This is a genomic window from Paraburkholderia sp. MM5496-R1, assembly GCF_050436205.1.
Classification (GTDB): domain Bacteria; phylum Pseudomonadota; class Gammaproteobacteria; order Burkholderiales; family Burkholderiaceae; genus Paraburkholderia; species Paraburkholderia tuberum.
Genome location: NZ_JBNDLT010000001.1, coordinates 171,886 through 185,882 on the forward strand (window position 1 = coordinate 171,886; position 13,997 = coordinate 185,882).

Sequence of the window (13,997 nt, forward strand, 5' to 3'; positions counted from 1 at the left end):
AGTATGTCCAGCAAAGTTACTCGGCGAATGAGCGCTGTGCTCCTGGACGGAGACGGCGAGGCCCCCTCGAAACGCTTGACGGACTGACTCAGGGCTTGAAGTGGTTTAACCGGCTGGCCAGCGCCCGCAACTTCATCGCGCACATCGGCGCGTTCTATCTGGCCCTCGACAACACCGAGCCCGCTTGGGACCTGCTGCTCGTCAAAGGGAATATCAAACAGTTCGATGACCCGCGTACCTACGTGCGGTTCTCCAGCGTCATGGAGATCATGGACGGCTTAGATGAAGTCGTGTGTTTCTCCATGACAGAAGCAATTGTCTGCCGTTGGCGACGCATCGCTTAGGATTGGAGGGCGACGGAAAAATTCTGCCCTTGCCACGTCTGACTCGAGGTCCAGAAGAAGGTGAATGCAAGCGATGAACCGGCCTGGGCTGCTTGCGTGACCAGATCGACGTAGTAGATGCCGAGCGCCGTTGCGGTGGCTTCGCTGTCCTCCGACGTGGCCCAGTCGTCGATCGTCCAGCGCAGGCGGAAAGGCGCAGCCAAAGGGATCCGAATTGTCGTGGCGGCCGGAATCGACGGCAGCGGGCGGTTGAAGTTCCAGATTTCGATATTGCTGCGAGCGCGCGGCGCCTGGCCGGGCTGAGACTGATAACGATCGGCGACGACCTTCAGGTGGTTAAAGACCTGACCGTCCGAAGTGGAGCGAACGAGCTTGATGTATTCGGCGTGGGCCCACGCGAGCGGCATGGCAGAGCCAGTCGGCCCGCCAGTGACGAAGGGCGGGTTTGCCAGATCGGGCAGATCCCACACTTGCTCCGGAAGCAGACCGCGCGTTCCAGCGAACGCCTCGAGAGCGCGGATGTAGGGGGTGGGGTCGCCACCGGCGGCCAATTCGTAATGACCGCGTTCGCCAGTGAGCAGCGGCCAGGGTCGACCAACGCCGAAGGTAGCGCCGTCGTACCAGTCCTCGCCGAGATTGCCTTGACCATAACCGTCGTGGTTGTATCGGTAAAAGGCAGGCCCCTGCGGCAGAATTTTTCTGATTACTGCATCGACTACCTTGACTGAGTTGACGATGATCGGATCGTTCGCGGCGCGAATGCCATAGCGCACCAGTTCGAGAAAACCCGCGTCCACGGTGGTGTTTGCGTTGTAGTCTTTCTCCCAGACGGTTACTTGGGCGGTATCTGGATTTTCTGGAAAATTAAAGACGCCATTGACGTGCGTCGGCAAGATTCGAATGTAGTGCTGCGTCACGCCCGGAACCGGTGAGCCTTCCGCAGCGACGCACCATGTCTCTAGATGCGATTCCAGAAAATCTGCGTATTCGAGCAGGAACTGGGCAGTGCTGGCGTCCGCCCATTTAGTAGCCGCACAGACTAGCGCCGCGATGTTCGATGCCAGTGTCGAAGGGGAGTATCCTTCGAGTTCTTCCCATCGTTCCTGCTGAGTCATGGGGCCGTTCTTGATCAATGCGCCTGCTGCGGCCAGCACCATGCCGGTGGGATCGAACTGACGCAGCAGACCGGCTTCGCTCAAGTGATAGGCCAGAATGATTGGAAAGGAATATTCGTCGAGCTGCGAGGCATTGTCCCGCCAAGGCTCGCCGTCAATGAAAAACTTTTGCGGAAAGCTACCATCCGCCAATTGCGACGCAGCGAGAAACATCAGCCCGCGTAGGGGCGCATCCTGCGCGCCCGCGGCCAGCAGCGCGAGTGCACTTTGGCACATGTCACGCGGCCAGACCATGTGGTAGCCGGCAGCGAGGTCCCGCACCGTCTGTCCCCACGGGATGCTCAGTGAAGCCACCAGCGCGCCGTCGGCCGTCTTGTCCTCATGCGCGAGCAACACGTTGCGGCTCATGTTGAAAAGCGCATTGCCATCGCCCGTAATGTTCGCCTTGGGCTGGAACGGGTCGCGAACAGCGTCGTTCCAGCCCTGGATGAACGCTTGCTTGTGGCTGTATGGGTCGGCGGGTCCGTCGAAGGGGTAGGCCAGCGCCTCGGATACAGCGGTCAGCGCCTTGTTGGGCGTGCTCTGCGTAATCGGCGTCGGTTCGTCGACGCAAAACGCCAGTGCCAGAACGAATTGATTCTGCCCTGCGCGGTTGATCTCCGCCGTCACGGCGACGTATCCGTCCTTTGCTGCGTCGTAGTTCCAGACCGGCAAGCGCTTGTTTGCGATGATGTCGGTCCAGCCATCGTTCACTCCCACGAAGCCGCAACTCGTCGTGCCGAAGCCGCAGTCGGCGCCCAGCGCGAGCCAGTAATGGTCACGCGTCGCGACCAGGCGATCGCCATTTGCGGTGCTGACGCGATGCGCGGTGTTGCCAGCGCCGTATCCCGCCATGTGAGGCGTCAACAAGGCATAGACGTGCAGTTTGTTAAGGAAATCCTGGTCCCCCTGCAGGGTCGTGCGAACCAGCACGCAGGCCGAACCCTTCTCGGCGATCACGTCCTGCACGACGGTGTAGGGTTGCCCTTTCGCCTGGGATGTGAGCCGGCAGGATAAGGCGGGCGGCTCCGGCCATTCGCATCGATGGTCGAAGTCCTTCTGCGCGTCGTGATAGAAGGTCGACCCGTCGGTAATGATCAGCTGGAAGTCTCGTACCTGAGGGGTATCGACGTCCGGGAAGTAGATTTCCGTGAGGATGCCGCCTGCTGTCGTGTACCAGACCTGGCTCGACAGCGAGTACGCCGTTCCGACGGCGTCTTTGTCCGCGCGGCTCCAGTTCAGCGGATTGCCAGGTGCGCCCGGAGCCGGACTCGATTCAAGCAGATTTGCCATCGCATCTCACTCCATATCTTTGCTTCGATCGATCAGAAATCCACGTGATGAGCAGAAGAGCGGGCATGCTACGCATTGTTGCTATCGAGGATAGCGCTTTTGACGTGCATAGAGAGGCACACGTGGGGCCGCTCAATCAGCGACAGTTCGGAGGGACGCTTGCCGGCGCGCCTTCCATCACAAGCATGTAGAAGTGGTTTCCAAGTGCGGCGTGTGATCGTGATTACGTTGGCTACGGATCCGCCGCGTCGTTCAGCGGCCTGGGGGGGAGTCGGGGCATCGGCCACGAGGGGGAGGCGAAGCTGTAAACTTCGCCTGATAAGCCTCTACGGCGGACGACAGCAGCGTGGAATAAGGAGGGAACTGGCGAAGTCGCGTACTTCGGGGTTCGGCCAAGAGGCGTCATTCGCCCCGACCGGTAACCGGACACATAGCAGTGGCATGCGCCCGCTAAGCGACCATTCAACCGCCGGACACGCACCTTGCTTTCTCGGCCTGCCGGCACCGTGGTTGGCGCGACTTAGGTCAACGGCGTCATGGGTTAGGTCGTCCCGCAACAACTTCGCGGATGTATCGCATCTGCGTCGGGAGAGGGTAGCGACGTCCCTGACTGACCGAAGACGTTTCAAGGCTGCCGACTTTGTGTCGTGCTACGAGCGTCGCTGGCAGATCGAGACCCGCTACCACGAGTTGAAGCAGTCGATGCTGGGCATGGAGCTGACCCTTCGCAGTCAGACCGTGGAAGGCGTCTACCAGGAATTCTGGGGCGCGCTGATCGCCTATAACCTGATACGTCTGGAGATGGCCAAAGCCGCACTTGCGCCCGGACATGCACCCGATGAACTGAGCTTCATCCGCGCGTTCCACACCATTCAGTACGAGATGACATGGGCGGCCGTGACGCGCTCGTACGGCAAACTGCCTGCGCTGCTCAAGCGCCTGCATGAGCGGCTCAGGCAACTTCCCAATGAGAAACGGTCCGGGCGCAGTTGCGCTCGAACCGTCAAATCCCGACCGTTTCGTTATACCGTTCGAGTCCTTAAAAGAGACCTTAACTGAACGGCATTACGCCGTGCAGCGAGTTTTTTCGCGCCTTGCGGGACGCGGGATGGGCCGCGGCAGAGTCATAGGGGCCATCCGTCGGCCGCGGCTTACATAAAGTTGATAAAGCAACTAGCCATTGGATCTCTCTCGCCACAATCGTCGTCGTTGCGCGACAGAAGTAAGGAAGTCTTTCGAAGCAATGCGGCGTGCACAAGTGAAACCTGATCATTCAATGTTGAAACCGGCAGGTTGATCCGTTTTTGGAAAACGTCGATAAATCAATGGCATTTCAATCGAAGGACAGCTTGGTCCGTTCCTTGCTCCTATGGCGAGGATTCGCGCGCGGGTAAGTTGGCGAGCGTTCGAGGGCGCGCCGACCGGATCCTTCCTCATGGACAGGTCGGGCGTGCATCCCATCAATTTCAGAGGGTAAGGATCAGAATGAACCACGGAGCAAACGGGAGACAACCGCTACACGCCGAGCATGATGTGAAAGAGCGGATGCAAGTCGGCCGCTCGCACGACGAGAGTCGCAAGGTTGCCTCTCACCCCGTCTCGAACTGGGCGTGGGCGACGGCACACGGTCACTACGACTGGATGGATTCGCACGTGCCGTTTGCCAGTCTTGACTGAGCCGGGGCGTAATTACGGCTTGTCCTGGCTGGATCGGTCCCTGCGTCGGGACCAACGTAGATCTCACAACATTTGAACTGCCCGGTCGCCCCGCTCTGTTCCGGGCGACGGAATCTGCGTGCCTATGGAGGTTTCCGGCGAACGCGGTCCTGTCCAGGGGCTAGCCTTCGATGAGTACCTTCAGGCGCTTTTCCTTCAGCCGCCTCTGACGGCTGGCGCAACTGCTGTCCGTTTGCGACGCCTGGTTCGCCAGGCGTCGCGACCCCATACGAGTCCCTGCCTATCATGAACTACCTTCCGATCAAATCCCTGTTGATCGCCAACCGCTCCGAGATCGCGATCCGTGTGATGCGGGCGGCCGCTGAGATGGACATCCGTACGGTGGCCATCTATTCGAAGGAAGACCGACTCGCCCTTCATCGTTTCAAGGCTGATGAGAGCTACCTGGTGGGTGAGGGCAAAAAGCCGCTCGCGGCCTACCTCGATATTGACGACATCCTGCGGATAGCGAGGCAAGCGAAGGTCGACGCCATTCATCCGGGTTACGGTTTCCTCTCGGAGAATCCCGATTTTGCGCTGGCTGTGATCGACGCCGGCATACGCTGGTGCGGCCCCTCCCCGGAAGTCATGCGCGTGCTCGGCAACAAGGTGGCGGCGCGTAACGCGGCGATCGCTGCCGGCGTGCCGGTGATGCCCGCGACGGACCCTTTGCCACGCGATCTCGACGAATGCAAACGTCTTGCGGCGGGAGTGGGCTACCCGCTGATGCTCAAGGCAAGCTGGGGCGGTGGCGGCCGAGGCATGCGGGTGCTGGAAAGCGAGCAGGATCTCGAGACAGCGCTTGCCGCGGCCCGAAGGGAAGCGCTCGCTGCATTCGGCAACGACGAAGTGTATGTGGAAAAGCTGGTGCGCAACGCACGCCATGTCGAGGTGCAGGTGCTCGGAGACACGCACGGTAACCTCGTGCATCTCTACGAACGCGACTGTACGGTGCAGCGGCGCAACCAGAAAGTCGTGGAGCGGGCACCCGCGCCGTATCTCGATCAGGCAGGTCGCGCCGGGCTGTGCGAATCGGCGCTAAGCCTGATGCGGGCGGTCGGCTACACGCATGCCGGCACGGTGGAGTTCCTGATGGATGCGGACTCGGGCAAGTTCTACTTCATCGAAGTCAACCCGCGCATCCAGGTGGAGCACACGGTCACCGAGATGATCACCGGAGTCGACATCGTCAAGGCGCAGATTCGCGTTTCCGAAGGCGGCAGGATCGGCCTCGCCGAAGACACGCTGGATCACGATGGTGCTATCAGCAAACGTTCCGCCGGAGTACCGGTTCAGGCGGAGATTCCGCTGAACGGGCATGCGCTTCAATGCCGGATCACAACCGAGGACCCCGACAATGGCTTTCTGCCCGACTATGGGCGGCTGACCGCTTACCGCAGCGCGGCAGGCTTCGGCGTGCGGCTGGACGCCGGCACTGCGTATGGTGGCGCGGTGATCACGCCGTACTACGATTCGCTGTTGGTCAAGGTCACCACGTGGGCGCCGACGGCCGCCGAATCGATCCGGCGGATGGACCGCGCGCTGCGCGAATTCCGCATTCGCGGTGTCGCGTCGAATCTGCAGTTCCTCGAGAACGTCATCAATCATCCGGCCTTTGGACGAGGCGATGTCACCACGCGCTTCCTCGACCTGACGCCCGAACTGCTCGCCTTCACGAAACGTCGTGACCGTGCGACCAAGTTGCTGCGTTACCTCGGGGAGGTGAGCGTCAACGGGCATCCGGAAATGAGCGGCCGTGCACTGCCTGCGTTGCCGCTGTCGAGGCCGGTGATCCCCGCAGTGGACACGCCAGGCCCAATGCCCGCGGGCACGCGAGACCGCCTGCGCGAACTTGGAGCCGAAAGGTTCGCGCGCTGGATGCTGGACCAGAAGCAGGTACTGCTGACCGACACGACGATGCGCGATGCGCACCAGTCGCTGTTCGCCACGCGCATGCGTACCGGCGACATGCTGCCGATCGCGCCGTTCTATGCCCGCGAGCTTGCGCAGCTCTTCTCGATGGAGTGCTGGGGCGGCGCGACGTTTGACGTCGCGCTGCGCTTCCTCAAGGAAGACCCGTGGGAACGCCTCGCGCAGTTGCGTGAACGGGTGCCCAACATCCTGTTCCAGATGCTGCTGCGTGGTTCGAACGCAGTAGGCTATACGAACTACGCGGACAATGTCGTGAGCTTCTTTGTCCGCCAGGCGGCGAGTGCCGGCGTCGACCTGTTCCGGGTCTTCGATTCGTTGAACTGGGTGCGCAACATGCGTGTGGCCATCGATGCGGTGGGTGAGAGCGGGGCACTGTGTGAAGGAGCGATCTGCTACACGGGCGATCTGTTCGACTCGTCCCGCTCGAAGTATGACCTGAAGTATTACGTCGGCATCGCACGGGAACTCCAGCGCGCCGGCGTGCACATTCTCGGCATCAAGGACATGGCGGGCATCTGCCGTCCACAGGCTGCCGCCACGCTCGTGAAGGCGCTCAAGGAAGAGACCGGTTTGCCTGTTCACTTCCATACGCACGACACCAGCGGTATTTCGGCCGCTTCGGCACTCGCCGCGATCAATGCCGGCTGCGATGCAGTCGACGGCGCGCTCGATGCGATGAGCGGCCTCACTTCGCAACCGAACCTCTCGAGCATTGCCGCTGCGCTGGCAGGCAGCGAGCGCGATCCCGGGCTCAGTCTCGATCGGTTGCACGAAGCGTCGATGTACTGGGAAGGTGTGCGTCGCTACTACGCGCCGTTCGAATCGGAGATCAGGGCCGGCACGGCGGACGTTTACCGTCACGAGATGCCGGGGGGCCAGTACACGAACCTGCGTGAACAGGCTCGCTCGCTCGGGATCGAACATCGCTGGACGGAGGTGTCGCGCGCCTACGCGGACGTCAACCGGATCTTCGGCGATATCGTCAAGGTGACGCCGACCTCGAAGGTGGTCGGCGACATGGCACTGATGATGGTGGCCAACGATCTGAGCGCGACTGACGTGTGCGATCCGGCGAAGGATATCGCTTTCCCCGAATCGGTCGTGTCGCTGTTCAAAGGGGAGCTCGGCTTCCCGCCCGACGGCTTTCCGGCGGAGTTGTCGAGTAAGGTCTTGCGGGGCAATCCGCCCGCGCCATATCGGCCCGGCGATCAGCTTCAGCCAGTCGATCTGGACGTGGCGCGCGCGCACGGCGAGGCTGCCTGCGAACACCCGCTCGATGACAGACAGCTCGCTTCGTACCTGATGTATCCGAAGCAGACGGCCAACTACCACGCACACCTGCGCGCGTACGGCGACACCTCCGTGTTGCCCACGCCGGCGTTCCTGTACGGCCTGCAGCCGCAGGAAGAAGTCGCGGTGGATATCGACCCGGGCAAGACACTGCTCGTGTCGCTGCAGGGACAGCACGCCGATGTCGACGAGAGCATGGTCAAGGTCCAGTTCGAATTGAACGGGCAGTCACGCACGGCCGTCATCGAGCAGCGCAGTACCGTGCTGGCGGGGCCGGCGCGTACGAGCCGGCCGGTTGCCGATCCAGCCAATCCACGGCATATCGCAGCGCCCATGCCGGGTTCGATTGTGACCGTCTCGGTTCAACCCGGGCAGCGCGTCTCAGCCGGTAGCACGCTGGTCGCCCTGGAGGCGATGAAGATGGAGACGCACATCGCGGCCGAACGTGACTGCGAAATCGTTGCGGTGCACGTACTGCCGGGTGAGCGCGTAGCTGCGAAGGATCTGCTCATCGAGGTAAAAGCGGCGAGCGATTGAAGTAGCGAACATCTCATCTGAGGTGGGGTAGGCCTGCTCGGGCATAGAACAAGTCTATGCAGAAAGCCCAGGCGAGTCGCCCCGCTTTATTGGATGTCGACGCGAGCGTTGCCCGGGGGCTCGACGCTCTTCATCCCGTGCTCATATGCGAGGCGCGCGTCCTTGTCGCCATGGAAGCGTTCATCGAACTTGACCTGAGAGTCCTCGTTTCCCATGCCGGCCGACTGGCCGAGGTAATAGGCCGCCTGGATCGCGACATCGCGATCGGGATAGGCCACGTAGTGGTAGCCCGCAGCACTGGTTGTCAGTACGCCGGCAATTAGCAGGATCAAACCCATTATTGACTCTTCGTTGTGATCGATCTTTCCCACATTCGATTGATCACGCTTGGCGGCAGCAGATTTCGGCGACGAGGTCCGTGTTTTCCGAGGTGATGGCCACGGTGACGGCGATGCGTCCAATCGCCGGAGTCGACGTTTGACCAAGGGCGTCTGAAAAGCGTGGAGCCGGAAATATTTGGCCCAAGGCGGCAGGAAGCCGGCGTAACCCGGATCGCGGCCAGATCGAAAGGCCCGGCCCCAGGATAGAGAAATGGAATTTTTAGGGGAAATAGATGATGGCGCAACTAGGTACAACCCGAGGTTTCCCGGTCCGCGCACAGCGGCCGTGCGTCGATGCGACGTGGAACTATCGGCTTATCATATAGAAGATATCACAACTACAAAGTTGTGATATCTACCACTTGCGCTTACCATACAGGGTTGACCGGACCGCGTTGAACGTTTGTCCGGACACGCCAACGAATGGAGGCTCGGATGGAGCAAGGCGCCCGCCAGCAAGACGAAAAGCTCGATGTCAAAACCACGACCTGTTACATGTGTGCGTGCCGCTGTGGCATCCGCGTCCACATGCGCGACGGGGAGGTGCGCTACATCGACGGCAACCCGGAACACCCGTTGAACCAGGGCGTCATCTGCGCCAAGGGTTCGTCGGGGATCATGAAGCAGTATTCACCGGCGCGCCTGACGCAACCGCTGATGCGAAAGCCCGGCGCGGAGCGGGGCACCGCGCAGTTCGAGCCCGTCTCGTGGGAGGTGGCGCTCGATATGATCGAGAGGCGCCTTGCGCATCTGCGCGCGACCGACCCGAAGAAGTTCGCCCTTTTTACCGGACGCGACCAGATGCAGGCGCTCACGGGCCTGTTCGCGAAGCAATTCGGCACGCCCAACTACGCGGCCCACGGCGGCTTCTGCTCGGCGAACATGGCTGCGGGCATGATCTACACGATCGGCGGTTCGTTCTGGGAGTTCGGCGGCCCGGACCTCGATCACGCGAAACTGTTCATCATGATCGGAACGGCCGAGGACCACCACTCGAATCCGCTCAAGATCGCCCTCTCGAAGTTCAAGCGCGCAGGCGGCCGCTTCATCGCGATCAATCCGATCCGCACGGGCTATGCGGCAATTGCCGACGAGTGGGTGCCGATTCGTCCCGGTACGGATGGGGCGCTGTTCATGGCGCTGATCCACGAAATGATAAGGACCGACTCGTTCGACCATGAATTCGTCAAGCGATACACCAACGCCGGCGAGTTGCTCGATATGCGGGCCGACAGTGATTCTTTTGGGCTGTTCGTCAAGGATCCGTCGGCGCCGGAAGTCAACCCGCTGTATCCGCAGAACCATATGTGGTGGGATGTTCATACCCAGCAGGCGGTCGTCCACCATGCCCCCGGTGCAGAGCCGGCGCTTGACGGGCACTATGCGTTGCCCGACGGCAGTCCGGTCTCACCGTCCTTCTCGATGCTGCGCAAGCGTGTCGCGTACACGACGCCTGAGTGGGCGGAGGGCATTACCGGTATCCCGGCAGAGACGATCCGGCGCATTGCGCGCGAAATGGCGCAGACCGCGCGCGACCACAAGATCACGCTGCCCATTCCGTGGACCGATTCGTGGGGCGTGAAGCACGAAACCGTGACGGGCAATCCGGTCGCGTTCCATGCAATGCGTGGGCTCGCCGCGCACTCGAACGGCTTCCAGTCGATCCGCGCGCTGGCCGTGCTGATGTCGTTGCTCGGCACCATCGACCGGCCCGGTGGCTTTCGCCACAAGTCACCGTATCCGCGCGCGGTACCGCCGTCGGCGAAACCGCCCAACAGCCCGAACGACGTCAAGCCGAATACCCCGCTTCCTGCCGGGCCGCTCGGCTGGCCCGCTGCACCCGGCGACCTTTTCATCGACGAGGCGGGCGAGCCGGTTCGCATCGACAAGGCCTTCTCGTGGGAATACCCGCTCGCCGTGCATGGCCTGATGCACAAAGTCATCACGAACGCATGGCGCGGCGACCCGTACCCGATCGACACGCTGCTGATCTTCATGGCCAACATGGCCTGGAACTCGTCGATGAACACCAGCGAGGTCCGCAAGATGCTGGTCGACCGCAGGCCTGACGGGCAGTACAAGATCCCGTTCCTGGTCGTGTGTGACGCGTTCCAGTCGGAGATGACGGCCTTCGCCGATCTGATCCTGCCGGACACGACCTACCTCGAGCGGCACGACGCGATGTCCATGCTTGACCGGCCGATTTCGGAGTTCGACGGTCCGGTGGATTCCGTGCGTGTGCCCGTGCTTGCGCCAACCGGAGAGTGCCGGCCGTTCCAGGAGGTGCTCGTCGAACTGGCGAGCCGGCTGAAGCTGCCTGCGTTCACAACAGCCGACGGCAACCGCAAGTTCAAGGACTATCCGGACTTCATCGTCAACTTCCAGACCGCGCCGGATTCGGGTGTCGGCTTCCTGATCGGCTGGCGCGGCAAGGATGGCGACAAGGCGCTCGTGGGTGAGCCCAATCCCAGGCAGTGGGAGGAGTACGCGAAGAACAACTGCGTCTTCCACTACACGCTGCCCGAAGAAATGCAGTACATGCGCAACGTCAACGGGCCGTACATGAAGTTCGCGGTCGAAAAGGGGTTCCGCAAGTTCGGCGAGCCGATCATCATTCAGCTCTATTCGGATGTGATGCAGAAATTCCGCCTTGCCGCGCAAGGCAGGACGGCGGGGCGGCAGCCGCCCGAACACCTGCGCGCTCGTGTCGAAAACTATTTCGATCCGCTGCCGTTCTGGTACGCACCGCTCGAGCTTGGCGCCACCGACCTTGAGCGTTATCCGCTCGCCGCGGTGACGCAACGCCCCATGGCGATGTACCACTCGTGGGACTCGCAGAACGCGTGGCTACGACAGATCCATGGCGAAAACTATCTCTACATGAATCCGCGCATGGCGCAGGAAAACGGTATCGAGGACGGCGGCTGGATTTACGTCGAATCCCAATGGGGCAAGGTCCGGTGCATGGCGCGCTACAGCGAGGCTGTCGAGCCGGGGACGGTGTGGACATGGAATGCGATTGGCAAGGCGGCGGGCGCGTGGAATCTCGGGCCCGATGCCAATGAGTCGCAACGGGGTTTTCTGCTGAACCACCTGATCACCGAAGAACTGCCTGACGGGGACAGCGAGCGGCGCTTCTCGAACTCCGACCCGATCACGGGACAGGCCGCGTGGTACGACGTGCGCGTGCGCGTCTATCCCGCCGAGGCGGACGCCGACCACACGCTGCCGCAGTTCAAGCCGATGCAGCCGCTGCCGGGTTCCACTGGACCGGTGGCGAAGGTTCAGGCGTATTTCGCGGGCAGCGGCAAGTTCGCGGAGCGTCTGCGCAATTCGGTGAAGCGAAAGTAAGGAGGACCCTGATATGACGCAAATGGCGCTGGTGATTGACCTGAACGTCTGTGTGGGATGCCACGCATGCGTGACGAGCTGCAAGGAGTGGAACACCTCCGGGCAGGCGGGGAGCCTCTCGGATGTGCGTCCGTACGACGCCGATCCGTCCGGCACCTTCTTCAACCGGGTGCAGACCTACGAAGCGGGCGAGTTTCCGAATGCCGACACGATCCACTTCCCGAAGTCGTGCCTTCACTGTGAAGACCCGCCGTGCGTACCGGTGTGCCCGACCGGGGCGAGCTTCAAGCGCAAGGAAGACGGGCTCGTGCTGGTCGACTATGACAAGTGCATCGGCTGCAAGTACTGCTCGTGGGCCTGCCCGTACGGCGCGCGCGAGCTCGACGAGGAGCGCAAGGAGATGACGAAGTGCACGCTGTGCGCGGACCGCATCTACAACGAGGCATTGCCCGAGCGCGATCGCAAGCCGGCATGCGTGCTGGCTTGCCCGACCTCCGCGCGCATCTTCGGTGATATTCACGATCCCGAGTCTGACGCCTCGAAGGCGATCGAGGCGCGCGGCGGCTACCAGCTGATGCCGGAGTGGGGGACGAAGCCGTCCAACCACTACCTGCCCCGTCAGAAGACCGCAAGCAGTTGCGGCAGCGGCTCGTGCGGATGCAAGAGCGAGGAGTCCGCGAGCTCACCTGCTGACGCGATCGAATACGGTGAGCCCATCAACCTCGTTGACTTTGCGATTCAGCGCGGCACACCCGCGATGGCGCGCGAGAAGGCGCTCGGGAAACAGATGGACTCGGGCAAGCTGAACCTGGCTGCGCTTGCTACGCGAGTGAAGTCGGTGTTTGCGCGCGTGCGGCCCGCAGCGACGCAGGAGTTTTGAATGAGACCAGCATTTTCCGTAGTTTTTCTGACCACGCTTTCCGGTGCCGGGCAGGGGCTGCTCATCGCGCTGTTCGGCGTCGAGCTGTTCATGCGGATGCATCCGGAATCGTCGGCGCTGTTCCATGTGCCGCAGCAGTTCTACGTCTGCGGCACCGGCCTTGCGCTCGTGCTCGGCGTTCTGGGGCTGGTCGCTGCGTTCTTCCATCTGGGTCATCCGGAACGTGCGTGGCGTGCAGTCGCCATGTGGCGCACGTCGTGGCTTTCGCGCGAGTGCCTGGCGCTGCCCGTGTTTCTCGCGGCCACGTTCCTGTACGGTCTGGCGCACTGGCTGGACACGCCCTGGTCGATCACGATCGGTGCGATTGCAGTTCTTGCGAGCGTAGCCCTTTTCGTGTGCACCGCCATGATCTATCAGTGCCTGCGCTTCCTTCAGGAATGGGCGACGCCGCTCACGCTGGTCAATTTCGTACTGCTCGGCTGTGCATCGGGCCTTACGATTGCCACCGCCTGTGCTGCACGGCTGGCACCTGACATCGTGCCGGCTTTGGCGGTCGCGGCTTGTGTCCTGACGGTGGCGGGTTGCGTGAGCCGTGTCGCCTCACTGGCGCGCAATGAGCGCTTGCATCCACGTTCGACGCTGCAAAGCGCGACGGGCATCAAGGCCGAGAAGCTCACACAGATTTCGCGCGGCTTTACGGCAAGCGCCTTTAATCTGCGCGAGTTCTTTCACGGCCAGACCGATGCAACGATGTGCTGGGTAAAGTGGGGCTTCCTCGCGAGTGCATTTCTAATGCCCCTCGGGCTGCTCGCGCAAGCGTTGCATCCGATGTCCGCGAAGCTGCTCCTTGATGCGTGCGTGATTCAGTACGTTGGCCTTCTTGCCGAGCGCTGGTTCTTCTTTGCTCAGGCTCGTCATCCGCAAAACCTGTACTACCAGCGCGCGGCGTGATCGCTATATCGGCGGCGGCCTCGGTGGCCTCCGCTTGAGAGAACGCGTTTCTCACGCGGTACACCGCGACGCCGACTCCTGCCAGTTCACCTATTTTCTCGCGGCACTCGCCCGGCTGGTTGCCGGGCAAGTCCTTGCCGCCGCTAACAGGAGTCTTCCCATAGGCAGA

Annotated in this window: 8 protein-coding genes; 6 read left to right on the plus strand and 2 right to left on the minus strand. The window is 61.9% G+C overall.

Annotation, left to right across the window (positions count from 1 at the left end; translation table 11 throughout):
* Positions 1-95 precede the first annotated feature (95 nt).
* Entirely contained in the window at positions 96-344 is a 249-nt protein-coding gene (locus OKW38_RS00845; protein WP_429332383.1) for a hypothetical protein, read from the plus strand.
* On the opposite strand, the gene OKW38_RS00850 is transcribed toward OKW38_RS00845, so the two are convergent.
* Positions 341-2,791 (minus strand): glycoside hydrolase family 15 protein, encoded by a 2,451-nt coding sequence (locus OKW38_RS00850; protein WP_429359564.1) that lies wholly within the window; start codon positions 2,789-2,791, stop codon positions 341-343. The genes OKW38_RS00845 and OKW38_RS00850 overlap by 4 nt on opposite strands.
* 441 nt (positions 2,792-3,232) lie before the next feature.
* Between OKW38_RS00850 and OKW38_RS00855 the strand changes: the two genes are divergently transcribed.
* Together OKW38_RS00855 and OKW38_RS00860 are read left to right on the plus strand one after the other, a co-directional pair.
* Positions 3,233-3,850 (plus strand): transposase, encoded by a 618-nt coding sequence (locus OKW38_RS00855; protein ID WP_429332381.1) that lies wholly within the window; start codon positions 3,233-3,235, stop codon positions 3,848-3,850.
* Between the two features lie 903 nt (positions 3,851-4,753).
* The gene (locus OKW38_RS00860) at positions 4,754-8,266 is read left to right on the plus strand and encodes a pyruvate carboxylase (RefSeq protein WP_429359566.1); all 3,513 of its coding nucleotides are present in this window, start codon (positions 4,754-4,756) and stop codon (positions 8,264-8,266) included.
* An 86-nt stretch (positions 8,267-8,352) separates the two neighbouring features.
* Here OKW38_RS00860 and OKW38_RS00865 read toward each other — a convergent pair whose 3' ends face one another.
* Positions 8,353-8,604 (minus strand): hypothetical protein, encoded by a 252-nt coding sequence (locus OKW38_RS00865; protein ID WP_090811444.1) that lies wholly within the window; start codon positions 8,602-8,604, stop codon positions 8,353-8,355.
* 477 nt (positions 8,605-9,081) lie between these two features.
* On the opposite strand from OKW38_RS00865, the gene OKW38_RS00870 reads away from it, so the two are divergent.
* Genes OKW38_RS00870 through OKW38_RS00880 form a run of 3 tightly spaced genes read left to right on the plus strand, consistent with a single transcriptional unit; the run spans position 9,082 to position 13,828 of the window.
* The gene (locus OKW38_RS00870; protein WP_429359568.1) at positions 9,082-11,997 is read left to right on the plus strand and encodes a molybdopterin oxidoreductase family protein; all 2,916 of its coding nucleotides are present in this window, start codon (positions 9,082-9,084) and stop codon (positions 11,995-11,997) included.
* A gap of 13 nt (positions 11,998-12,010) precedes the next feature.
* The gene (locus tag OKW38_RS00875; RefSeq protein ID WP_090811441.1) at positions 12,011-12,877 is read left to right on the plus strand and encodes a 4Fe-4S dicluster domain-containing protein; all 867 of its coding nucleotides are present in this window, start codon (positions 12,011-12,013) and stop codon (positions 12,875-12,877) included.
* Positions 12,878-13,828 (plus strand): dimethyl sulfoxide reductase anchor subunit family protein, encoded by a 951-nt coding sequence (locus OKW38_RS00880; RefSeq protein WP_429289946.1) that lies wholly within the window; start codon positions 12,878-12,880, stop codon positions 13,826-13,828.
* The last annotated feature ends 169 nt before the right edge of the window (positions 13,829-13,997 follow it).

Excerpts from the sequence above, each read along its gene's own strand:
- OKW38_RS00850 (WP_429359564.1), bottom strand. The coding sequence starts at position 2,791 with ATGGCAAATCTGCTTGAATCGAGTCCGGCTCCGGGCGCACCTGGCAAT.
- OKW38_RS00855 (WP_429332381.1), top strand. The coding sequence starts at position 3,233 with ATGCGCCCGCTAAGCGACCATTCAACCGCCGGACACGCACCTTGCTTT.
- OKW38_RS00860 (WP_429359566.1), top strand. The coding sequence starts at position 4,754 with ATGAACTACCTTCCGATCAAATCCCTGTTGATCGCCAACCGCTCCGAG.
- OKW38_RS00865 (WP_090811444.1), bottom strand. The coding sequence starts at position 8,604 with ATGGGTTTGATCCTGCTAATTGCCGGCGTACTGACAACCAGTGCTGCG.
- OKW38_RS00870 (WP_429359568.1), top strand. The coding sequence starts at position 9,082 with ATGGAGCAAGGCGCCCGCCAGCAAGACGAAAAGCTCGATGTCAAAACC.
- OKW38_RS00875 (WP_090811441.1), top strand. The coding sequence starts at position 12,011 with ATGACGCAAATGGCGCTGGTGATTGACCTGAACGTCTGTGTGGGATGC.
- OKW38_RS00880 (WP_429289946.1), top strand. The coding sequence starts at position 12,878 with ATGAGACCAGCATTTTCCGTAGTTTTTCTGACCACGCTTTCCGGTGCC.